This is a genomic window from Streptomyces sp. NPDC050534, from assembly GCF_044457745.1.
Taxonomy (GTDB): domain Bacteria; phylum Actinomycetota; class Actinomycetes; order Streptomycetales; family Streptomycetaceae; genus Streptomyces.
This window is the reverse complement of record NZ_JBITHF010000002.1, coordinates 236,211-259,381: the sequence shown is the minus strand read 5'-3', so window position 1 is coordinate 259,381 and position 23,171 is coordinate 236,211. Positions and strand designations below refer to the sequence as shown.

Below are 23,171 nucleotides of genomic sequence, written 5' to 3'. Positions count from 1 at the left end.
CAACGCTGTCAAAAGTTCACCGGGGCTCGGACTGGAACGGTTTAGGGAGTGTGCATGCTGGAGGCGACACCGCTCAGCGAGGGATGGGTCCTGCGGCACGAGCAGGGGCAGCTTCCGGCCGTGGTGCCGGGCTGTGTGCACACCGATCTGCTGGCGGCCGGGGTGATCCCCGATCCTTTTCTCGGGCGGAACGAGTCCGAGGTGACCTGGGTGGGCCGCCGGGAGTGGACGTACGAGACGGATCTGCGGGCCAGGTCCGGGCACGAGCAGACCGACCTCGTCTTCGACGGGCTCGACACGGCGGCCGAGGTCCTGCTCGACGGCCAACCCCTCGGCCGTACAAGGAACATGCACCGGTCCTACCGCTTCGACGTGACCGGCATGGAGGGGCGCCTCGCGGTGCGGTTCGCCTCCGCGTACGCCGAGGCCGAGGCGGTGCGCGGGCGGGTCGGCGAGCGGCCCGCCGCCTATGCCGAGCCCTATCCGTACCTCCGCAAGATGGCCTGCTCCTTCGGCTGGGACTGGGGGCCGACGCTGGTGACGGCCGGAATCTGGCGGCCGGTGCGGCTGGAGCGGTGGTCGACGGCGCGGATCGCACGGGTGCGTCCGGTCGTGACCGTCGAGGGCGGCGAGGGCGTCGTCGAGCTGCACGTCGAGGTGGAGCGCACCCGCGTCGAGGCGCACCTCGCGGTCGAGGCGGCGGTCGGCGGGGTGCGGGCGCGCGCGGAGATCGACGGAACCGCCGGCGCCGTACGGCTGCGCGTGCCGGACGCAGAGCTGTGGTGGCCCCGCGGATATGGTGAACAACCTTTGTACGACGTCGAGTTGACGCTGCTGCACGATGCCGGGGCGCTGGACGCGTGGCGGCGGCGGATCGGCTTCCGGACCGTCTCGCTGGACACCTCGGCCGACGCGCACGGCACCGGGTTCACCCTCGCCGTCAACGGCGAGCGGCTCTTCGCGCGGGGCGTCAACTGGATCCCGGACGACGTCTTCCCCTCCCGGATCACCCGCGAGCGGTACCGGGAGCGGCTGCGGCAGGCGGCCGCCGCGGGAGTCGATCTGGTGCGGGTCTGGGGCGGCGGGATCTACGAGAGCGAGGACTTCTACGACGCCTGCGACGAACTGGGGCTGCTGGTCTGGCAGGACTTCCCGTTCGCGTGCGCGGCCTACCCCGAGGAGCAGCCGCTGCGGGGCGAGGTGGAGGCCGAGGCGCGGGAGAACGTCGTGCGGCTGATGCCGCATCCCTCGCTCGTGCTGTGGAACGGCAACAACGAGAACCTGTGGGGGTTCCGGGACTGGGGGTGGGAGGGCCGGCTGGGCGGGGACTCCTGGGGCGAGGGGTACTACCTGGGCCTGCTCCCGCGTGTGGTGGCCGAGTTGGATCCGGCCCGGCCGTACACGGCGGGCAGTCCGTGGTCCGGCTCCTGGGCGCACCACCCGAACGACCCGGCGCACGGCACCCATCACTCGTGGGAGGTGTGGAACCGCGAGGACTACGCCGGCTACGGGCGCCAAGTGCCGCGCTTCGTGGCCGAGTTCGGGTGGCAGGCGCCGCCCGCGTACGCCACGTTGAGGCGGGCGCTGCCCGGTGAGGAGCTCGCGCCGGACTCCCCCGGCATGCTGCACCACCAGAAGGCGGAGGACGGCAACGGCAAGCTCCGGCGCGGGCTCGCGCGTCATTTCGCCGTGCCGGAGGGGGACTTCGACCGCTGGCACTATCTGACGCAGGTCAACCAGGCGCGTGCCGTGGCGGCCGGGATCGAGCACTGGCGGTCGCACTGGCCGGTGTGCGCGGGCACGGTGGTGTGGCAGCTCAACGACTGCTGGCCGGTGACGTCCTGGGCGGCGATCGACGGCGACGGCCGGGAGAAGCCGCTCTACCACGAGCTGCGCCGGCTGTACGCGGACCGGTTGCCGACGGTGCAGGCGCGGGGCGGAGGACTGGTCCTGGCCGCCGTCAACCAGGCGCCCGAGCCCTGGGCGGGGGCAGCGCGGCTGCGGCGGATGTCGGTGGACGGCGAGGTGCTCGGGGAGGGCACGGTGCCCTTCCGGGCGGACCGGCGGGCGGTCGCGGACGTGCCGGTGCCGAGGGAGCTGGAGCCGGTGGGGGCGAAGGAGTTCCTGGTGGCCGATGTTCGCGGGGGCGATGATCCACAGGCGATGCGCGCCCTGTACTTCCCCTCCCCCGACCGCGAAATCCCCTACCCGCGGCCGGAGTTCGACGTGACCGTGGCGCCGGGTGCCGTCACCGTGACGGCCCACACCCTCGTACGGGATCTGCTGTTGCAGGCCGACCGGCTGCAGCCGGAGGCTCGTGCCGATCGGGGGCTGGTGACGTTGCTGCCGGGGGAACGGGTCACGATCGGTGTGCGGGGCTGGGAGACTCCTGACCCGGATGCCGCCCGAGCCGCCCTGTACTGCCTGGAGCCCACCCGATGACGACCTCCCGCGTCACCATCAAGGACGTCGCCGCGCGCGCGGGTGTGTCCAAGGGCGCCGTGTCGCTCGCCTTCAACCACAAGCCCGGGCTGTCGGAGGCGACCCGGGACCGTATCTTCGAGGCCGCCCGGGAGCTGGGCTGGGCACCGAACCCCACCGCGCGGACGCTGGCCGGGTCGCGGGTGGACGTGGTGGGCCTCGCGATCTGCCGCCCGGCCCGGCTGCTCGGGCTCGAACCCTTCTACATGGAGTTCGTGTCGGGCGTGGAGAGCGTGCTGACCGAGCACTCCTGCTCGCTGCTGCTCAGGCTCGTACGCACCGTGGAGGAGGAGGCCGGACTGCAGGAGACGTGGTGGCGGGGGCGGCAGATCGGGGGCTCGATCCTGGTCGACTTCCGGTCGGAGGACCCCCGGGTGGCGGCGGTCGGACGGCTCGGCATGCCGGTCGTCGCGGTGGGGCACCCCTCGCTGACCGGCGGCCTCACCTCGGTGTGGACCGACGACGCCACCGCCGTGACGGAGGCGGTGCGGTATCTCGCGGCGCTGGGGCACCGGCGGATCGCCCGGGTCGGCGGCGCGGCGGCGCTCGGGCACACCGCGATCCGCACGGCGGCCTTCGACGAGGCGGCGCGGTCGCTGGAGCTGGCCGGGGCGTGGCAGGTCACGACCGACTACTCCGGGGAGGCCGGGGCGCGGGCGACACGGTCGCTGCTGACGGCCGCACCGCCCGACCGGCCCACCGCGATCGTCTACGACAACGACATCATGGCCGTGGCGGGTCTCTCGGTGGTGGCCGAGATGGGGCTGAGCGTGCCCGGTGACGTCTCGCTGCTGGCCTGGGACGACTCCCAGCTGTGCCGGCTGACCCGGCCCACCCTCTCCGCGATGAGCCATGACGTGCACGGATTCGGCGCGGACGTGGCACGGACACTGTTCGGGGTGATCACCGGTGAGGGGCCGGGGTCCCACCCCGTGGCCACTCCGGTGCTCACTCCGCGGGGCTCGACGGCTCCGCCACCGGTGTGACCTTCGCCGCTCCCGCCGCCAGGGGTGTGCAGCTACGTTACTCATAAGTAGCATGGGCCTGAGCGCGCGCTCAGCGCTTGCGTGCCGCAGCAGTGCAGATCCCGCACCTCTGGAGGAGAGCCATCGTGCCTCGTACCGTCAGGGATGTCGTCTTCGTCGACGGCGTCCGCACCCCGTTCGGCAAGGCGGGCCCGAAGGGCATCTACCACGAGACCCGTGCCGACGACCTCGTCGTGAAGGCGATCCGGGAGCTGCTGCGCCGCAACCCCGGACTCGACCCGGCGCAGATCGACGAGGTCGCCATCGCCGCGACCACGCAGATCGGTGACCAGGGCCTCACCATCGGCCGTACGGCCGGCATCCTCGCGGGCCTCCCGCAGTCGGTGCCCGGCTACTCGATCGACCGCATGTGCGCCGGCGCGCTCACGGCCGTCACCACCACCGCGGGCTCCATCGCATTCGGCGCCTACGACGCCGTCATCGCGGGCGGTGTAGAGCACATGGGCCGCCACCCGATGGGCGAGGGCGTGGACCCGAACCCGCGCTTCGTGAGCGAGAAGCTGGTCGACGAGTCCGCCCTGTTCATGGGCATGACCGCGGAGAACCTGCACGACCGCTACCCGCACATCACCAAGCAGCGCGCCGACGAGTACGCGGTGCGCTCGCAGGAGAAGGCCGCCAAGGCGTACGCCAACGGCAAGATCCAGCAGGACCTGGTGCCGATCTCGGTGCGCAACACCAACGCGGAGGTAGGCGAGACGGGCTGGGGCCTGGTCACCGCCGACGAGCCGATGCGCCCGGGGACCACGCTGGAGAACCTCCAGGGCCTCAAGACGCCGTTCCGCGTGCACGGCCGGGTCACCGCGGGCAACGCGGCCGGTCTGAACGACGGTGCGACCGCCTCGATCATCGCGTCCGAGGACTTCGCCCGCGAGCACAACCTGCCGGTCCGCATGCGCCTGGTCTCGTACGCCTTCGCCGGCGTCGAGCCGGAGGTCATGGGCTACGGCCCGATCCCGGCCACCGAGAAGGCCCTCGCCAAGGCGGGCCTGTCGATCGGGGACATCGACCTCTTCGAGATCAACGAGGCCTTCGCCGTCCAGGTCCTGGCCTTCCTGGACCACTACGGCATCGCCGACGACGACGAGCGCGTCAACCAGTACGGCGGCGCCATCGCCTTCGGCCACCCGCTGGCCTCCTCCGGCGTCCGCCTGATGACGCAGCTGGCCCGCCAGTTCGAGGAGCACCCCAGCGTCCGCTACGGCCTGACCACGATGTGCGTCGGCTTCGGCATGGGCGCGACGGTCATCTGGGAGAACCCGCACTTCGAGGGGGACAAGTGAGCACCACCGCTGAGCTTTTGAAGGGTGCGGCCGAGCTGTTCCCCGACGAGGTCGTGACGTCGGCGCACGTACGCCACCTCGACCTGCCGTACGGCGCCGGGCGCTTCGCGCTCATCACGCTGGACAACGGCTTCGACCACACCAAGCCGACCACCTTCGGCCCCGGCTCGCTGGCGAACCTGAACACCGCCGTCGACCAGGTCGAGAAGGAGGCCGCGGCCGGCGAGATCGTCGGTGTCGGCATCACCGGCAAGCCGTTCATCTTCGCTGTCGGCGCCGACCTCAAGGGCGTCGAGCTGCTGAAGGAGCACAAGGACGCGCTGGCCATCGGCAAGGGCGGCCACGAGGTCTTCAAGCGCCTCGCGGGTCTCGCGGTGCCGACCTTCGCCTACTACAACGGTGCGGCGATGGGCGGTGGCGTCGAGGTCGGTCTGCACTGCACCTACCGGACTGTCTCGAAGTCCCTGCCGGCCTTCTCGCTGCCCGAGGTCTTCCTCGGCCTGGTCCCCGGCTGGGGCGGCTGCACGCTGCTGCCGAACCTGATCGGCGCCGAGAAGGCCGTCTCGGTGATCATCGAGAACAGCCTGAACCAGAACAAGCAGCTCAAGGGCAAGCAGGTCTTCGACCTCGGCATCGCCGACGCCCTCTTCGAGGGTGCCGACTTCCTGGAGCAGTCGCTGCTCTGGACGGCGTCCGTCCTCAAGGGCGACGTCGAGGTCGAGCGCCCGGTGATCGACCGCGGTGAGGCCTGGGACGCGGCCGTCGCCAAGGGCCGCTTCATCGCGGACGGCAAGGTGCACGGCGCCGCCCCGGCCGCCTACCGCGCCCTCGACATCATCGCCGCCGCCAAGAACGGCGACCTGCAGCAGGGCTTCGACGCCGAGGACAAGGCGCTCGCCGACCTGATCATGGGCGGCGAACTGCGCTCCGGCATCTACGCGTTCAACCTGGTGCAGAAGCGCGGCAAGCGCCCGGCCGGGGCCCCGGACAAGAACCTGGCGCGCCCGGTCACCAAGGTCGGCGTGGTCGGCGCGGGCCTGATGGCCTCGCAGCTCGCCCTGCTCTTCCTGCGCCGCCTCGAGGTCCCGGTCGTCCTCACGGACATCGACCAGGAGCGCGTCGACAAGGGTGTGGGCTACGTCCACGCCGAGATCGACAAGCTGCTCGGCAAGGGCCGTGTCAACCAGGACAAGGCCAACCGCCTCAAGGCGCTGGTCTCCGGTGTCCTGGACAAGGCCGAGGGCTTCTCCGACGCGGACTTCATCATCGAGGCCGTCTTCGAGGAGATCGGTGTCAAGCAGCAGGTCTTCGCGGAGGTCGAGGCCGTCGCCCCGGCCCACGCGATCCTCGCGACGAACACCTCCTCGCTCTCGGTGTCGGAGATGGCGTCGAAGCTGAAGAACCCCGAGCGGGTCGTCGGCTTCCACTTCTTCAACCCGGTCGCGATCCTCCCGCTGCTGGAGATCGTCCGCGGCGAGCAGACCGACGACGCCTCGCTGGCCACGGCCTTCGCCGTCGCCAAGAAGCTGAAGAAGACCGCGGTCCTCACCAAGGACGCCCCGGCGTTCGTCGTGAACCGCATCCTCACCCGCTTCATGGGCGAGATCCAGAACGTCATCGACGAGGGCACCCCGGTCGAGGTCGCCGAGAAGGCGATCGAGCCCCTCGGCCTGCCGATGTCGCCGCTGGTCCTGCTGGAGCTGGTCGGCCCCGCGATCGGCCTGCACGTCTCGGAGACCCTCAACCGGGCCTTCCCGGACCGCTTCACGGTCTCCCCGAACCTCGCCGCCGTCGTCAAGGCGGGCAAGCGCGGCTTCTACGTGTACGACTCCGGCAAGCCCGAGCTGGACCCGGAGGTCGCCGCGCTGCTGAAGCAGGGCGACTCCGTCCTCACCGAGGAGCAGGTCCGCGACCGCGTCCTGGACGCCGTGGCGCAGGAGATCGGCCTGATGCTCGACGAGGGCGTCGTCGCCGAGGCCCAGGACATCGACCTCTGCCTCATCACGGGCGCCGGCTGGCCCTTCCACCTGGGCGGCATCACGCCGTACCTGGACCGCGAGGGTGTCTCGGAGCGCGTGAACGGCAAGCGGTTCCTGGCACCGGGGGTGGCGAGCGTTCCGGCGTAACGCTCGTCCGTAGGTGAAGAGGGCCTCCGCCGTCGTGGCGGAGGCCCTCTTTCGCTGTTCTCAGGCCGACCAGGGCCCCAGCGGACTGCCGACGGTCGCGGACAGCTGACGGCGGGTGTGCAGGCGGCCGTCCGTGCCGATGACCGCGACGGCGAGCGCGCCCGTGGCGTCGTACGCCAGGGCCGGGGCCTGCGCGACCATCTCGCCGGACTCCTGCCAGTGGGTGCCCGTGACCTTCTTGTCCCGGTCGGGCATGGAGGTGACGAGGCGGCCGCGGCTGCCCCGGTGGGCCAGGAAGGACTCGCGGGCACCGCGTTCGGGGACCCACAGCGCGGCGACGGCTCCGGTGCCGCCGTGGCCGCCGAGGCCCGCGCCGGAGCCGGGCCAGCGGCCGTCGGCGTGCTGGCGGTAGGCCATGACCCGCTGGGTGCCGGCCTCGCGGAAGTAGAGGCAGGTGCGGTTGTCCCCGGAGTCGACGGCGGTCACCCCGCCGGTGGCCGGGCGGCCCGTCCGCAGGGTGTCGTCGAGGAGGAAGGGGCCGCCGGGTTCCGCCTGGTGCCAGCGCAGGACGGTGTTCTTGCCCGGCACGTACAGCTCCACGGTGCCGCGCCCGGTGGCGAGGGCGCAGCCCGCGTCCTGGAGGAAGCTGCCGCCGAGGTCCTCCCACGGCAGCCAGGTGCCGTCGGCCTCCCGGCGGCGGCAGGCGATGCCCTGGTCGAAGGTGCGGACGAAGACGTGGAGCCGGCCGGCCGCGTCCACCGCGGCCGACGGGACGCCCGCCTCGCGCTGCCTGCGGCCGTCGGCCCGGGCCCAGTCGGGGTTCTCCAGGGTCTGCCAGCCGCTGAAGCCGTTGCCGCCCGGGTCCTGCGCGGTGTGCACGACGTCGACGGTGACCCCGCCGCCGACGACGTTCTGGCGGCGCAGACCGACGAGTTCGGCCGGGCCGCCGGGCAGGCCGGTGACCGCGAGCGTGGGCGCGATCCAGCCGTCGCCGAGCACGAAGGGACCCTTCCACTCGCCGCTCGCCGGACCGGTCTCCGTCCAGAAGGCGAGCCGTCCGGCCAGCACGGCGAAGGCGTTGAGCCGCCCGCCCGGGCCGAGCCGCAGCCAGTTCGTGGCCGGCGAGTAGCGGTACGCGGCGCTGTTCATGTGCGTGCTGCGGAACGGGTTGGGCCCCAACTGGCGGTCACCGCAGGTCCGGCAGGTGCCGTGCGGGCAGACCGCGGGGGCGTCGAGTCCGCCGTAGGTCGCCAGGTACTCGGCCTTCTCGGTGATCGCGGCCGGGTCGAGGTTGTAGCCCCAGAAGCGGTTGGCGTAGGCGCGGTAGTGCTCGACGACCGGGTTGTGGCCGCCCTCCCGGTGGTGCGCGAGGGCGGCGAGCGCGAACTGGGTGGTGGTCGCGTGGTCGACGTGGTCGGAGCAGACGAACTCCTGCCGCCCGCCGTCGTGTTCGGGGTCCGGGTCCATGGTGCGCACCGTGGTGGGGCGGACATGGCCGAGGAGAGCGGTCAGGGCGGCGATCAGCTGGTCCCGGGTGACGTGCTGGACCGCGCCGACGGTGCAGCCGTGCACCGGCAGCGTGGCCTGGGTGCGCAGGGCGCCCTCCCACAGGTCGTGCAGGCGGGTGCGGGTGCCGCGGTCGGTGGGGGCGTTCTCGTGCAGCTGGAAGAAGTAGAGGGACACCTCGTCGTGGTCGACGAGGGTGAACCGCTCGGCGGCGAACCCGGGCACCAGGCTGACGGGCTCGCGCCGCCACGGGTGGTCGCGGTCGCCGGTGGCCATACGGGCGTACGCGGCGCGCTGCCCGCAGCCTCGCTCGGTGCTGTAGCGGGCGAAGTCCGGCTGCACCGCGGCGCGTTGGGGTTCGTCGGTGTCGACGTTGATGCCGTCGCCCTCGCCCGCGGTGACGATCACCGTGGTGATCCGGTCGCCGTCCTGGAGGGAGCGCACCAGGTCGGGGTTCATGAAGTACAGGTCGTCGTCCTGGTGGGCGACGATGTGCAGGATGGAGCGGGCGCGTTCGGTCATCGGCCCTCCTCGGCCATCGGGTCCAGCGGGCTCATCGGTCCACCACGTTCATGGCCATGGCGCCCGAGGCGGAGCAGTAGGGCCGCACCCACACCGGGCGGGCCGGGTGGACGACGGCGTACTGCGAGACCTCGTCGCCGACCAGCGGGACGGACGGGTAGACGTAGGCGCCCTTGACGTCCGGGAAGTCCTCCAGCAGATGGCAGACGCGCACCTTGGCCCGGTCGTACGGGTCGGGCTGCAGCCACCAGTCCCAGTCCTCCCAGCGCTCGAGCCGGTGGTCGACGACGTGGCGCAGCGGCGCCTCGGCGCGGAACGCCTGGCGGCCGAGGACCTCGACGGGGACGGTGAAGGTGCGGCTGTGGCGGCCGCGGCGGCTGACGATGAACAGCGCGCCGGGCTCGATCCGGCGTGTGCCGGTCAGCACGCCGCGCACGGTGATGGCGCCGTCCGCCGATTCGACCTGCGTGCACTCGGCGTGTTCCTCGCGTACGACGGTGCGCAGCATCAGCCTGCCGTTGGGCTGGGCGTAGGGCAGGTTCCAGCCGATCGGGCCGGTCGGCGGCCGGGCGATCAGCCGGGCGCGGGCGTCGATGAGGGCGCGGGTGTCGCGCACGCCCGCCTTCATGTGGACGGGCGAGGACTTCAGGGCGCTCATCGTGACCTGCCAGCGTCCGTCGCCGAGGTCGTCGAGGGCGGAGGGGGTGACGACGGCGGTGTAGCGGGTGCCGCCGTTGTCCAGGTCCTTGCGCGAGGTGCGCAGCGGCAGGTCCGGGCGGGGTTCGCCGTCCGAGGGCTTGTGGCGCAGCACGAACCGCCAGCGGCGGCGTCCCTCGTCGGGCCCGTCGGCCGAGAACCGCAGCCAGCCCGCGTCGTCGGCGGTGACGTCCACGGTGGCCGCGCCGAGGGAGACGGGCGGCACGGTGAGCTGGTCGGCGCCGGCCGTGCGGGGGCCGGCCGGGGCTCGGTAGCCGCGTTCGGCGGCGGCGCGTCGGCGGGCGGCGTCCTCGAAGAGTTCGGTGTAGCGGTCGGCCACGGCCGCGGGGTCGAAGCGGGTGGCGTTGCGCAGGGCGGCGGCGCCCATGGCGCGGCGTGTCGGTTCGTCGCCCATGAGGCGGCGCAGGCCCCAGGTGATGCCCTCGACCTCGCCGTTGGGCACGAGGAAGCCGTCCTCGCCGTCGCGCAGGATCTCGCGGGGGCCGACGGGACAGTCGGTGGAGACCACGGGCAGTCCGCAGCGCATCGCCTCGACGAGCGTCATGCCGAAGGACTCGGCGCTCGAGGTGACCGCGGCGATGGAGCCCTTGGCCCACTCGGACTCGATGGGCGAGAAGCCGCCCATGAGCAACACCCGTCCGGTCAGGCCGAGTTCGGTGACCAGAGCGCGCAGCTTGCCGGCCTCGCCACCGTCGCCGTAGATGCGCAGCTGCCAGTCGGGGAAGTCCTGGGCCAGCTGTCCGAAGGCACGGATGAGGAGGTCGTAGCGCTTGATCTGGTGCATGCGGCCGGCGCTGACGACGACCTTGTGCGAGCAGTCGGAGGGCGTGACGGCCGGTTCGGGCACGCTGTTGGGGATTCCCACGACGGGGATGCCGGGGATCGGCGTGTTCTCCGTGAAAGAGCGGGCGTCGGCGTCGGTGACCGTCGTGATGGCGTCGAGGCGCGGGTAGACGCGGGCCATCTCGGCGCGCACCGCGGGCGGGATCGCCAGGTGCGTCATGTGCTCCTGGGCCACCCGCAGGGCCCCGTCGCGGGTGTGGGCGGCGACGAAGAGGTTGAGGCTGGGGCGGGTGCCGACGACGACGTCGGCGGACGTCCGCTGCAGGTCCCGGATGATGCGCGCGTCGGTGAACCGGCTGTACTGCGCGTAGAACTCCTCCTGGCGCGGAACCACTTCACTCGGTTCGTCGCTGCCGGCGGCGCCCTTGTCGGCGGAGCCGGGACGCAGGTCGACCAGGGCGCGGACGGTGATGCGCGGGGAGATCTCGAACTTGGTGGCGGTGGTGCGCCGGAACACGGAGACGATCTCCACGTCGTGGTGGACGGAGAGTGCCTCGGCGAGGTTGATGACCGTGCGGTTGGTGCCGCCGATGCCGTAGATGTTGTTGATCAGGAACGAGATCTTCACCGGACCTGGGGCTCTTTCTTCTCGTGACTCTCCTTCTTCTCGAAGGGGGACGGCACCGGGTAGTAGGTCCGCAGGAAGCGGCTGAGCATCGCCGTCTGGCGCTCCACGTCGTGGCCGTCGGAGAGGGTGTCGTTGATGCAGAACGCCTGGCGGTCGCGGCGGGCGAGCAGGATGCCGAGCCGGCGCTGGATCTCCGGTCTGGCGAGGTCGAGGTAGGCGAAGGTGATGTTCGAGGGCACGGCCCGGCCGGTGAAGTAGGCGTAGTAGTGGTACAGCGAGGACGGGATGGAGATGTCGCTCGCGCTGCGCAAGCGGCTCTGCGAGGTGCGCCGGTGCTCATCGGCGAACTCCCGCTCGATCTCCGCCAGCACGCTGCACCGCAGCGCGTAGGGGGCGTGCCGGAGCTTCTGCACGATGGCGCTGCCGAAGTGGTCCTGCAGCAGACGGCGGTTGTTCTTGCCGGCCGCGTCGACCGGCCGGTCCACGGGAGTCAGGTCCCAGCGGGGCACCTGGGACGGGGAGAAGAAGGTGCGGGTCATGCCGTTGGACAGGAAGAAGTCCTGCGGGGTGACGGGGCTGCCCAGGAACATGTCGTCGTTGAAGTACAGGAAGTGCTCGGACAGGCCCTTGATGTGGTGCAGCCGGCTCTCGATGGCGTGCGAGTTGAAGGTGGGCAGCGCGGCCGGGTCGTCGAAGATCTCCGAGTGGTCGACGACCGTGATGCGGTGGTGGGCGTCGTTCAGCCAGGCCGGGCGCTGCCGGTCCGTCACCACGTAGACGTGGCGGACCCACGGGGCGTTCTGCTCCAGCGCCCGCAGGGAGTAGCGCAGTTCGTCGCGGCTGATGTAGCGGGCCGCGTTGGCGGACTCGGTGTGGTAGCCGTGGTCGCCGTACGCGCCGCGCCGCCGCTGCCACTCGGGGTCGCTGCCGTCGACCCAGGTGTAGACGACGTCGACCGGGAAGCGCACGTCCTCGGGCAGCGGGTCGGCGCAGGGCCGGATGGTGCGCACCGAGCGGGTGCGGCGGGTGTGCAGGGCGGCGAAGCCGGTGAGCCGACTGACCGGGACGGTGACACGTGGCTCGTCGAGGGCCACGTCCTCGGTGACGCGGTTGGGGCGCGGCGCGTGCAGCCGCCCGTCCTCGGGCCGCCAGAACTCGATGTCGCAGCCGTGCTCCAGGCCGAGCACCAGGGAGCCGGCCGGGTCGCTCCACACCATGCCGACGCGCAGCACCGCGGCGTGACGCGCCAGTTGACGGCCGGCCCGGGAGCCGGCCAGCACGACGCGGCCCTGCGCGGCCTCGCCCCGGCAGGCCCGCAGATGGACGGGGCTGCGCTCGGCGCACCGCTGGAGCACCTCGCCGACCCGCTCGCGGTCGGTCTCGGCAACGGCGAGGCAGGAGCGGAAGTCGGAACTGCCGCGCACCGCGAAGTAGTCGACGCCGATCTCCTCCAGGGCGGTGACGACCAGTTCGAGGTTGGCCTCGCGCAGGCCGAGCGGCGACACGGTTGGGCGGACCAGCGCGATCCGCGCCCCGTGCCCGGGAAGGGCGGCCAGCCGCTCCCCCGCGCCGAACAGGTGCGGCCAGCGGCGGCGTGCCCGCGCGCCGCGGACGACCCGGGCGAACAGGCCCACGGTGTGCAGCCGGCGCAGCAGCTGCTTGAGCGCCGCGCGCAGGCGCAGCGGGACGCGGCGCGCGATACGTCTTCTGAGACCTGCCGGTACCAGGGTGCGGTACGCGCCGACCGCCGCGGAGGCCTCGGGATTGCCCATGCTCACGGCTGGTTGACCGCCTCGTCGTGTCTGTCAGTGGTCCGGTCGCCCTCGAAGACGCTCGGGACGGGGAAGTAGCGGTTCAGGAAGCCCAGGACGGCCTTGGTGCCGCCGCGGGCGCGTGCCTCGTCGGTACCGAGGCCGAGCAGCTGGATCTGCTGGCTGTCCCGGCGGACCAGCAGCCGCTCCAGGTGGTTGCCGATACCGGGCAGCGCGGCGTGCAGCGCCACGGTGGCCTCGCCCGAGGGGTCGGCCAGGCCGGCGGTGTGACCGAAGTGATGGACCACCCCGTCCAGCGGATGGGTGCCGGGTACCCCAGGCAACCATTGCGCGTCGTCGAGCGGCAGCGGCGCGGTCCCGGTCTCCGCGAACCGGGCGAGGGTCTCGACACGGTGCGGCTGGGGGCCCTGGGCATAGCCGTGGGCGGCGACCCGGCCGGTGGCCGAGTACGCGGTGCGGGTCCACGGGGCGAACGACTCCTGGGCGTTCCAGGGGCCGCGCCGGGGGCGGGTCGCGCCGTTCGGGGTGAAGTAGTCGAAGGGACGGACCGAGCGGCCGAGCAGGGCGCCGGGGCGCAGCAGCAGGAAGTGGTCGGCGAGGTCGGGCAGCAGGTGCAGGTGCCACTCGGAGCCGGGCCGCGCACGGACGACGTTGAGCCGGTCGTCGGCATGCAGCCAGGCCGGCGGTTCCGCCTCGGCGACCACGTGCACGACGTCCACCCACGGCGCGTACTGGTGAAGGGAGCGAAGCGCGGCCCGCAGCAGCAATTCGCCCCACGGGGTCGCGTGCTGCCACAGCAGGACCGCGTCGACGGGGAAGGTGATCTCCTCGAGCCGCAGGACGTCGAAGTTCTCCAGGGTGATCGTCGGCTCCAGGTCTCCGTCGATGTCGGAGTAGCCGGAGAGCCGGTCCAGGCCGATCTCGACGCCCGGCGCGTCACTGGGCACCGAGCGCTGTACGCGGTTGGGGCGCGGGCCGATCAGCCGCTCCGCGGCCAGGTCGGTGTTGGCGGTCCAGAACTCGATCTCGATGCCCTGGTCCTCGCCCACCCAGAGGTTCTCGGTGGGCTCGGTGCGCAGCCAGGTCAGGCGGATCACCTTGGCCTTGCCGTAGTTCTTCCACGCCTTGACGTGGCTGCCCGGGAGCTCGCGGGTGTCGTTCTGGGCGGGCGAGACGGAGACGACGTATCCCGTGTGATCCTCCAGCAACGCGCGTAGTACGCGGCGCACGGCCTTCTTGTCGTTGTGGTCGACGGCCAGGCAGATCCGCCGGTCGTCGAGGGCCGGCACCGCGAACCAGGGGATCTCGGCCGCGTCCAGGGCCTGGGTGACCAGGTCGTGGTCGAGCCGCCGGGCCAGGTCGGCGGTGAGTCCGGCGTGCACGTGGGCGACCCTGCCGTCGGGTGCCTGGGTACGGCGCTCGGAGTGGCCGAGGCCCGCCTTGCGCACCCGGCGCAGGGCGCGCCGGTGCAGCCGGGCCTCGCGGCGGCTCAGGGTGCGCGCGAGACGGCGTTTGACCTTGCGCCGTACGCCCACCGGGACGGTGGTCGCGGCGGCGGAGCGTACGGGCTGGGGGACGAGGCGTTTGTAGACGTTGGCCGCGGAGCTCATGGACGTCGGGTCCGACACGTCATGAACTCCGTTTCATCTCTCGTGGGGGCTGGGGGTGGGGAAGTAGGCGTTGAGGAAGCCGTCCAGCAGCTCCTGCTGCGCCTCGATGTCCTCGGGTGTCGAGAACGCGTCGTTGAGGCAGAAGGAGTCCTGGTCACGGCCGTCGAGCAGCCGTTGCAGCCGGTCCGCGAGGTCCGGCACCGCCAGCTGGAGGTAGGTGAAGGGCATCGATCCCGGTTGCGCCCGGCCGGTCAGCGCCGCGTAGTACAGCGCGAAGGACGACGTGGGCGACAGGTCGGTCATCGCGCGGAAGCGGCTGGCCGCCGTACGGGCCCAGGCCTCGGGGAAGTCCCGTTCGGCCTCCTCCATCGCGGAGCGGCGCAGGGCGTACGGGATGTGCTCCATCGGCTGGGTGATCACTCTGCCGAAACGTTCCATCAGCAAAGCCCGGTTGTTCTTGCAGGCCGCGTCGACGGGGGTGTCGGTCTCCACGACCGGGCCCTGCGGGATGCGGTTGCGCGAGGGGAAGTAGCGGGCCGTGCCGCTCGGCGTGAAGAAGGCGTGCGGTGCCACCGGGCGGCCCATGAACATGTCGTCGTTGAAGTACAGGAAGTGCTCGGCCAGGCCCTCGATGTGGTGCAGCTGCGACTCGATGGCGTGCGAGTTGAACACCGGCAGCACCGACCGGTCGCGGAAGATCTCGCGGTGGGTGGCGATGCGCACCCCGGGCAGGTCCTCGCGCAGCCAGGGCGGGACCTGGTCGTCGGTGACGATGTACACGTTGCGGATCCAGGGCGCGAACAGGTGCAGCGAGCGCACGGAGTAGCGCAGTTCGTCGCGGCTGATGAAGCGGGCGTCGCTCGCCGACTCGGCGTGGTAGACCTCGCCCTTCGCCTGCGCCTTGCGCTGCTTCCAGGCCGGGTCGTTGCCGTCGACCCAGGTGTAGACCGCGTCGACCGGGAAGGCGATGTCGTCCGCGCAGTTCACCAGGAACTCGGAGCGGGTGGCGAGGGCGGGCGCCAGGTGCCGCGGGGTCCAGTCCGATACGAACCGGCTGAACAGTCTGGCGGCGCCGAGGACGTTCGGGCCGTCGGCCGCGACGGCCCAGGTGGCCCGGTTGGCCCGCGGTGCGACGAGGTAGGTGCCGTTGCGCTGCCAGAACTCGATCGCGCAGCCGTACTCGTGGCCGAGCAGCAGGTGCCGGCCCGGGTCGGTGCGGTACCAGCTGATCTGCAGGACGCGCGCGGTGGCCACCTCGCGCCAGGCCCTGGGGTCGCGGGAGGAGACGGGCTTGGACGGGCGGGGCGCGTCGGGGTCGATCACGCTCAGATGCCCGGGGTACTGGCTCAGCCCGCGGAACACCACGCCCAGCACCCGCTCCCGGTCCTCCTCCGCGACGGCCACGACCGTGCCGTGGTCGGCGGTGCCGCGGACGGCGAAGTGCGGCACGCCGGCCGTGTCGAGCAGGGCCGTGAGCGCGGAACGGTTGGCCTCACGGGCCGACAACGGTGTCAGTACAGGCTCGACGTAGACGTCGCCGTGCTCCGCGGTGACCGTGGTGGGCGCGGCCTGGGCGGTGGGCCGCGATGCGGCACCGCCCCGGGCCGTGCGGCCCCCGGCTGCGCCCGGCACCTGGCCGACAGCATGATCGGAAACGGTCGTCACGCCGCTCGCCCCCCACGGGCCGACGCACGCACCAGCACAGCCACCCCTCCCTCTCCTCACCCGGCAGGGCCGAGGTGAGTACTGGTGGCCGCTCGCCTTCGTGCCCCCCGGCTCGATCTGACGACCACGTAAGACGACGGCAAAAAGCCGTCGCCGGTTCACACCGAAATTTAACGTTCACAGGACCGGCACATCATCAGCAAGCGCATACACGCCTGTCAACACCAGTCAGAAATGACAGAAAACACATACAACCCTTAACCAACTCTGAACGTCTGATGACTGGTGGACGACCGTCCGCCACTGCTGACGGGCCCGGCCTCTCCCCCCACTCGTGCCCCGAGCCATTTGGTCGAGTGAGAGAGGACCGACGCACATGACGCACGCCCAGACGGAGACGGGGCCCCCGGAATCACGGCGCGCACCGGCGCGCCGCCGGGCCAGGCCGCCGCGGCGGCGCCGTCGGGTCTGGCGCTGGATCGCCCTGAGTCTGGTGCTGATCGTGCTGGCAGCGGGGGGTGTCGGCTACTGGCTGTACAGCGACCTGAACGGCAACATCAAGGGCGTCGACCTGAACAAGGCGATCGGCGACAACCGTCCCGAGAAGCTGCCCACGTCGGGGCAGAACCTGCTGGTCCTGGGCTCGGACTCGCGCTCGGGCGCCAACGCGTCGCTGGGCACGGGCAACGTCTCCGGGGCACGGTCCGACACCGCGCTGGTGATCCACGTGCCCGAGGGCCGACGGAAAGCGGTCGCTGTGAGCATCCCGCGCGACACGCTGGTGACGCGGCCCGCGTGCACGGCGAAGGACGGCTCGGCCCTGCCGTCCGCGAAGCGCGTGATGTTCAACTCGGTCTACTCGGTGGCCGGTCCGGCCTGTGTCGTGAAGACGGTCGAGCAGATGTCGGGGGTCCGGATGGACCACTTCGTGGAGATCGACTTCGCGGGCTTCAAGGGGCTGGTCGACGCGATAGGCGGGGTCGACATCACCGTCGACCAGGAGATCCACGACAAGTCCAGCGGCCTGAACCTGACGGCCGGCGCGCACCGGCTCGACGGCACGCAGGCGCTGCAGTTCGTGCGCACGCGGCACGGCATCGGCGACGGCAGCGACCTCGGGCGCATCGGGCTCCAGCAGCAGTTCCTGATCGCGCTGCTGAGCGAGATCAAGAAGCAGGACCTGCTCGGCAGTCCCACCAAGACGTTCAAGATCGCCGACAGTCTCACCGAGTCCCTCACCACCGACTCGGGGCTCGCCTCGCTCACCAAGCTGGCCAAGTTCGCCCGCAGCATGAACGGCATCGACCCCGCCACGATGGAGACGATCATGCTCCCGGTGAAGTACGACACCCAGGACCCCAACCGCGTGGTCGCCGCCGAGCCCCAGGCGGGCCAACTGTGGCAGGCCCTGCGCAAGGACAAGGAAATCCCGGCTTCGGCCAAGAAGTCGCCGGCGCGGGGCGGAGGGACGGGGTCCAGCTCCTGACGGCTGCTCCGCGCGGCCGCTCCGGGCGGGGGCATAGTGGGACGAGCGGCCGGGGTGGCGGCCCTGTCCCGCCGGCGCTCAGATCCGTATCGACTCAGATCCGTATCGACTCAGTCCGTATCGACTCAGATCCGTATCGACGGTGACAAGGCCAAGCCCGGGCCGTTGGACTGTCGGGCTATGTGCAGGGCGCCGTCCTCGGCGACGGTCGCCAGGACGACGCGGCCGTGGGCGTCCAGGGACAACGCCGGGGGCGTGGTGGAGTGTTCGCCCGTCGGGGACCACCACAGGCCCGCCTGTTCGTTCTCCGTGCCGCAGGCGGTCAGCATGACCTGGCCGTCGGGGCCGCGGTGGGCCAAAACGGTGCAGTCGTAGCCGTCGAGTGCCGCCCGCAGCAGGGCGAGGGGCTCGTCGGACGGGCCGCCCCCGAGCGGGATCAGCCAGCCGCCCGGGCGGTGGGCGATCAGCTGGCGCGTGCTCCGGTCGGTCCAGTAGTACGTCGCCCGGTCCGGCGCCGTCTCCAGCGCCGCCACCGTGCCCGGCGTGACCTGCAGCGCGATGTTCGGCTCCTGCCGGAAGCCCCCGTCGGCCTCGGCCTGCCGCCACCACATGGCGTCCTGCCCGCCGCCCGCCAGCACCTCGATGCGCCCGGACGCGTGCGCGACCACGGCGAGTCCGTCCTGCAGCCCGCTGCCCTTGAGGTCCTCCCAGCCCTGCCACTTCCCGGTCGGCCCCTCGCGGCGCAGCATCAGACCGCGCCCCGCGTTGCGCACGAAGACGTGCACCCGCCCCGACCCGCTCACCGCGCCCACGGGTATGCCGAACCGCGCGGCCTTCTCCCGGTCCTTGTGCGGATTGCCCAGCGAACGCCACTCGGTGACCGGACGGCCCGTCTGGTACTGGATGGCGTGCACGATGTCCACGGCGGGAGGCCCGTCGCCCTTGCGCACCTCGCGCCGGCCGAGGAAGTGGACGTAGGTGTCGGCGCCCTGGACCACCGACAGATGGGTCAGGTCCCCGACGGGGAAGAACTCGGGGCCCGTCCACTCAGGACCGCCCGGCCTGAGCTCGGTCCACCGCAGCAGCCCGCCACGGGTACGGCCGTACGCGGTCAGCCGCCCGTCCTTGCCGAGCACCAGCCAGCGCCCGTCCACGGTCGCCTCCGCCGCGTGCCGCCCGGCATCCTGGTGCACGACGACGCGGTCGGCAGCTCTTCGTCGGGCGGCGCCGCGCCCGGATCCGGTCCGCATGACGTGGCCCGCCCCTTCCTTCCCGCCCGGCGCGGCCGACATGCCGATCCCCGAACACCTGTCGCAGGGGAGGCCGAGCGCGCCCCATCATAGGTCGAACATCGCGCGAACACGGTGTGACCGAGATGTGGACGATCGTCACCCGTCTCCGGGGCCCGTCACACCTCCCGCCAGGCCTCCAGCGCCAGGCCCACCTCGTCCTTGCGCCGGGTGACCAGCAGCTGCCCGGTCGAGGCGGACAACGTTGCCGCCACCACACGCCCCTCCTCGTCCACCGCCAGCGACACCCCCGTGTCCGAGGGCAGTTGAGGTCCCGACTCCGTCCACCACGCGCCCGCCGACTCCTGCTCCGTCGGGTACGCCGCGAAGGCCACGCGGCCGCTCGAGGAGCGCTGGGCGAGCAACGTGCAGTCGTGGCCGTCGAGTTCGCAGCGGATCGCGGCGACCGGGCCCGGGCCGGTGGACGGGAGGAGGACGACCGGCTTGCCGCCGGGGCGCCAGGCGCACAGGTCGCCCGAGTCGTCGGTGTAGAACAGCGTGGTGCTGTCCGGGGAGGTGGCGAGGGCGCGCAGCGTGCCCGGGCGGACCGGGGCCTCCATCGCCTCCTCCAGGGCCGGCTGCGCTCCCGGCTCCTCCTGCCGCCAGTGCAGGATGCCGCCGGGGACGGCCGCGTACAGCTCGACACGTCCGGACTCACCCGTCACGGCCGCCAACTCCCCTTGCACCGCACGCCCCTTGAGGTCGCGCCAGGGATCCCAGCCGCCCTTCTCCTTCTGCGCGATCATGCTCACCCCGGCGCCCCTGTTGCGGACGAAGACATGGGCGCGGCCCTCGGCGTCGACCGCCACGGCCGGGGTGCCGGTCTCCTCACCCTTCTTGTTGGGGTGGCCGATCGGGCTCCAGTCGAGGGCCGCGAGCCGGGGCCGGAAGTGGGTGCAGTGGACGAGGCCGGACTCACCGGGGACGGTGGGCCGCCAGGAGACCAGATGGGCGTACGCGTCCCGGCCCTGGCCGACGGCGTGGGAGGGGAGCAGCTTCTGGTCGCCGCCGATCCTGCGTGCGGGCGCCCACGGGCCGCCGGGTCCGCGCTCCGCGCGGCACAGGACGGCGTCGTCCGTCGGCAGGTAGACACTGAGCCGGCCGTCGCGGCCGCGTATGAGCCAGTCGCCGTTCACCGGTTCACCTTAAGCGGGCGCGTACACGGACCGCGTCCCGGCCCCCCGGCCGACGCGCGGTTCCGACGGGTCCCCTGCGCACGGTGGGGCACTCGGCGGGCAGGCTGTTCCCAGCAACCACCGCACGAGCGCGAAACCCGCACGAGTAAGGAAGCCGACCTCATGACCGACCAGCTCACCGTGAGCGTCCTGGGCACGGGCATCATGGGTGCCGCGATGGCCCGCAACATCGCCCGCGCCGGACACACCGTCCGCGTCTGGAACCGCACCGCCGCCAAGGCCGAACCGCTCGCCGCCGACGGGGCCCTGGTGTGCGGCTCCCCCGCCGACGCGGTCCAGGGCGCCGACGTGGTCCTCACCATGCTCTACGACGGCCCGGCCGCCCTGGCCGTCCTGCGCGAGGCGGCCCCCGCCCTGCGCCCCGGCACCGTCTGGGTGCAGTCGACGACCGCCGGGACCGAGGCGATCGGCGACCTCGCTGCCTTCGCCCGGGAGCACGAACTCGTCTTCTACGACGCTCCCGTGCTCGGCACCCGCGAGCCCGCCGAGGCCGGCCGGCTGACCGTGCTGGCCGCCGGGCCCGTCGAGGGCCGTAAGACCGTGGAGCCGGTGTTCGACGCGGTCGGCGCCCGCACCGTGTGGACCGGCGAGGACGGGGCGGCGGGCAGTGCGAGCCGGCTGAAGCTGGTGGCCAACAGCTGGGTGCTCGCCGCCACCGCGGCGACCGGCGAGGTGCTGGCGCTGGCACGGGCCCTCGACGTCGACCCGGAGAGCTTCTTCGACCTCATCGCCGGCGGTCCGCTCGACATGGACTATCTGAAGGCCAAGGCGGCGCTGGTGCTGGAGAACAAGCTCACGCCGGCCAGTTTCGCGGTGGACACCGCGGCGAAGGACGCCCGCCTGATCGTCGAGGCCGGGCGGCGGCACGGGGTCCGGCTGGACGTGGCCGAGGCGAGCGCGCAGCGCATGGAGCGGGCCGCCGCGCAGGGGCACGCCGACGAGGACATGGCCGCCGCGTACTTCGCCAGCTTCGAGGAGGACGAGAACAAGGACGAGAACGGGAAGCAGGCCGGCTGACCCATGGGGCCCGAGGACGAATGCGGTTCCCCGCTGCTCCTGGTCGTCGACGCCGCGAACGTCGTCGGGTCGGTCCCCGACGGCTGGTGGCGCGACCGGCGCGGGGCCGCGGAGCGCCTCCGCGACCGGCTGGCGGCCGACGGTCTCCCGGGCCACGCCGGTCCCGTGGAGATCGTCCTCGTGGTGGAGGGGGCGGCACGCGGCGTGGAGTCCGTGCCCGGCGTACGGGTGGAGTCGGCGCCGGGCAGCGGGGACGACCACATGGTCGCCCTGGTGGCGGGCGCGGGCGAGCGGCCCGTCCTGGTGGTGACGGCGGACCGGGAGCTGCGCCGGCGCGTGCGGGACCTGGGCGCGGAGGTGGCGGGGCCGCGGACCGTCAGGCCCGCCTAGGGCGTGCCGGGCGTCGCGGGCCGGGCGGGAACCGTCGGACACTCCCTGGGCCGGCCGTGGACGCGGTGCGGCCCCGCCGTCCTCTCCACGAGGAGGACGGCGGGGCCGCGGGTGTGCGGGCCCCGGCTACTGCTTGGCCGCCGCGGCCTCCTGCCGGGACTGCGCGAGCCGGCTGTGGGAGCGGCTGTAGAGGAAGTACACGACGAGGCCGATCACCATCCAGATGGCGAACCGCAGCCAGGTCTCCGCGGGCAGGTTCAGCATCAGCCACAGCGAGGCCAGCACCGACACGATCGGCAGGAACGGCACCCACGGGGTGCGGAAGGACCGCTCGAGGTCGGGGCGGCTCCGGCGCAGGATGATCACGCTGATCGCGACGATGATGAAGGCGAAGAGCGTCCCGATGTTCACCAGTTCGGCGAGCTCGCTGAGGCTGGTGAAGCCGGCGATGATCGCGATGATCACGCCGAGCAGGATCGTCGGCCGGTACGGGGTGCGGAACTTGGGGTGCGTGTGCGAGAAGAACCGGGGCAGCAGGCCGTCCCGGCTCATCGCGAAGAACACCCGGGACTGCCCCAGGAGCAGGATCATGCACACCGTGGTCAGGCCGACGGCGGCGCCGAAGCTGATCAGGCCCGCGAACCAGGGATGCCCGGTGGCCTTGAACGCGTCGGCGAGCGGCGCGTCCACGGAGAGCTTGCTGTACTTCTGCATGCCGGTCACCACGATCGACACGGCGACGTAGAGCACCGTGCAGATGATCAGGGAGCCGATGATGCCGCGCGGCACGTCCCGCTGCGGGTTGCGGGTCTCCTCGGCCGCGGTGGCCACGACGTCGAAGCCGATGAAGGCGAAGAAGACGACGGACGCGGCGGTGAAGATGCCCATGACGCCGAAGTTGGACGGGGCCCAGCCGAACATCAGCTGGATCAGTGGCGCCTTGAGGTTGCCGCCCGCCTCCACGGCCTGCTTCGGCGGGACGAACGGGTGGTAGTTGTCGCCCTTGATGAAGAAGGCACCCGCGATGATGACCACGAGGACGACGGCCACCTTGATGGCGACGACGACCGAGGTGACCCGCGCGGAGAGCTTCATGCCGAGGACGAGGATGGCGGTCAGCACCAGGACCAGCGCGGCGGCGAGGATGTCGAAACCGAAGCCGGACGCGCCGTCCCGGCCGCTCAGCGCCTCGGGCAGATGCCAGCCGGCGTTGTCCAGCAGCGAGTGGATGTAGCCGGACCAGCCGACGGCCACCACCGCCGTGCCCAGCGCCAGCTCCAGCACCAGGTCCCAGCCGATGATCCAGGCGGGGAACTCACCGAGGGAGGCGTACGAGAACGTGTACGCGGAGCCCGCCACCGGGACCGTGGAGGCGAACTCGGCGTAGCACAGGGCGGCGAGCCCGCAGACGACGCCGGCGACGACGAAGGACAGGGACACGGCGGGGCCGGCGGTGTTCTTCGCCGCCGTGCCGGTCAGGACGAAGATGCCGGTGCCGATGATGACACCGACGCCGAACACCGTCAGGTCGAGGGCCGACAGTGACTTCCTGAGCGCGTGTTCCGGTTCTTCCGTGTCCTGGATGGACTGTTCGATGTTCTTCGTCCTGAAGAGCGTGCTGCTCACGTACCTACCTCCCACGTTTGTCGTCCTC

The 23,171-nt window shown here is 72.0% G+C and carries 15 protein-coding genes; 7 read left to right on the top strand and 8 right to left on the bottom strand.

What is annotated here, in order from left to right; all coding sequences use genetic code 11:
• Positions 1 to 54 precede the first annotated feature (54 nt).
• The 4 genes from ACIBN2_RS06700 to ACIBN2_RS06685 all read left to right on the top strand — a co-directional run bounded on the left by ACIBN2_RS06700 (position 55) and on the right by ACIBN2_RS06685 (position 6,936).
• Complete coding sequence (locus ACIBN2_RS06700) at positions 55 to 2,442, top strand: glycoside hydrolase family 2 protein (RefSeq protein ID WP_399133104.1); 2,388 nt, start codon at positions 55 to 57, stop codon at positions 2,440 to 2,442.
• The gene (locus tag ACIBN2_RS06695; RefSeq protein WP_399133103.1) at positions 2,439 to 3,467 is read left to right on the top strand and encodes a LacI family DNA-binding transcriptional regulator; all 1,029 of its coding nucleotides are present in this window, start codon (positions 2,439 to 2,441) and stop codon (positions 3,465 to 3,467) included. Before ACIBN2_RS06700 ends, ACIBN2_RS06695 begins: the two co-directional genes overlap by 4 nt.
• A gap of 125 nt (positions 3,468 to 3,592) precedes the next feature.
• Complete coding sequence (locus ACIBN2_RS06690; protein WP_399133102.1) at positions 3,593 to 4,810, top strand: thiolase family protein; 1,218 nt, start codon at positions 3,593 to 3,595, stop codon at positions 4,808 to 4,810.
• A complete protein-coding gene (locus tag ACIBN2_RS06685; RefSeq protein WP_399133101.1) occupies positions 4,807 to 6,936 on the top strand; it encodes a 3-hydroxyacyl-CoA dehydrogenase NAD-binding domain-containing protein in 2,130 nt (709 codons plus the stop codon). Before ACIBN2_RS06690 ends, ACIBN2_RS06685 begins: the two co-directional genes overlap by 4 nt.
• Before the next feature lie 60 nt (positions 6,937 to 6,996).
• On the opposite strand, the gene ACIBN2_RS06680 is transcribed toward ACIBN2_RS06685, so the two are convergent.
• The 5 genes from ACIBN2_RS06680 to ACIBN2_RS06660 are packed head-to-tail and all read right to left on the bottom strand — an operon-like array spanning position 6,997 to position 16,139.
• Positions 6,997 to 8,964 carry a hypothetical protein gene (locus tag ACIBN2_RS06680; protein WP_399133100.1) on the bottom strand — a complete coding sequence of 656 codons (1,968 nt, stop codon included), beginning with the start codon at positions 8,962 to 8,964 and terminating at the stop codon, positions 6,997 to 6,999.
• Between the two features lie 31 nt (positions 8,965 to 8,995).
• Positions 8,996 to 11,092 (bottom strand): glycosyltransferase family 4 protein, encoded by a 2,097-nt coding sequence (locus ACIBN2_RS06675; RefSeq protein ID WP_399133099.1) that lies wholly within the window; start codon positions 11,090 to 11,092, stop codon positions 8,996 to 8,998.
• Positions 11,089 to 12,870 carry a stealth family protein gene (locus tag ACIBN2_RS06670; protein WP_399133098.1) on the bottom strand — a complete coding sequence of 594 codons (1,782 nt, stop codon included), beginning with the start codon at positions 12,868 to 12,870 and terminating at the stop codon, positions 11,089 to 11,091. The genes ACIBN2_RS06675 and ACIBN2_RS06670 overlap by 4 nt, the downstream gene beginning before the upstream one ends.
• Positions 12,867 to 14,492, bottom strand: coding sequence for a sugar phosphotransferase (locus tag ACIBN2_RS06665; protein WP_399133097.1), 1,626 nt, complete (start codon positions 14,490 to 14,492; stop codon positions 12,867 to 12,869). The genes ACIBN2_RS06670 and ACIBN2_RS06665 overlap by 4 nt, the downstream gene beginning before the upstream one ends.
• A 15-nt stretch (positions 14,493 to 14,507) precedes the next feature.
• Complete coding sequence (locus tag ACIBN2_RS06660; RefSeq protein WP_399133096.1) at positions 14,508 to 16,139, bottom strand: stealth family protein; 1,632 nt, start codon at positions 16,137 to 16,139, stop codon at positions 14,508 to 14,510.
• 376 nt (positions 16,140 to 16,515) lie between these two features.
• On the opposite strand from ACIBN2_RS06660, the gene ACIBN2_RS06655 reads away from it, so the two are divergent.
• Complete coding sequence (locus tag ACIBN2_RS06655) at positions 16,516 to 17,625, top strand: LCP family protein (protein WP_399133095.1); 1,110 nt, start codon at positions 16,516 to 16,518, stop codon at positions 17,623 to 17,625.
• A 125-nt stretch (positions 17,626 to 17,750) separates the two neighbouring features.
• On the opposite strand, the gene ACIBN2_RS06650 is transcribed toward ACIBN2_RS06655, so the two are convergent.
• Positions 17,751 to 18,875: a hypothetical protein gene (locus tag ACIBN2_RS06650; protein ID WP_399133094.1), complete on the bottom strand. Its 1,125-nt coding sequence runs from the start codon at positions 18,873 to 18,875 to the stop codon at positions 17,751 to 17,753.
• A gap of 158 nt (positions 18,876 to 19,033) precedes the next feature.
• On the bottom strand, positions 19,034 to 20,050 hold the full coding sequence (locus tag ACIBN2_RS06645; RefSeq protein ID WP_399133093.1) for a hypothetical protein: 1,017 nt from the start codon (positions 20,048 to 20,050) through the stop codon (positions 19,034 to 19,036).
• A gap of 162 nt (positions 20,051 to 20,212) precedes the next feature.
• On the opposite strand from ACIBN2_RS06645, the gene ACIBN2_RS06640 reads away from it, so the two are divergent.
• Positions 20,213 to 21,127: an NAD(P)-dependent oxidoreductase gene (locus ACIBN2_RS06640; RefSeq protein WP_399133092.1), complete on the top strand. Its 915-nt coding sequence runs from the start codon at positions 20,213 to 20,215 to the stop codon at positions 21,125 to 21,127.
• A 3-nt stretch (positions 21,128 to 21,130) separates the two neighbouring features.
• Positions 21,131 to 21,517 carry an NTP pyrophosphohydrolase gene (locus ACIBN2_RS06635; protein ID WP_399133091.1) on the top strand — a complete coding sequence of 129 codons (387 nt, stop codon included), beginning with the start codon at positions 21,131 to 21,133 and terminating at the stop codon, positions 21,515 to 21,517.
• Positions 21,518 to 21,643: 126 nt separating this feature from the next.
• On the opposite strand, the gene ACIBN2_RS06630 is transcribed toward ACIBN2_RS06635, so the two are convergent.
• Positions 21,644 to 23,143, bottom strand: coding sequence for an amino acid permease (locus tag ACIBN2_RS06630; protein WP_399133090.1), 1,500 nt, complete (start codon positions 23,141 to 23,143; stop codon positions 21,644 to 21,646).
• Between the last annotated feature and the right edge of the window lie 28 nt (positions 23,144 to 23,171).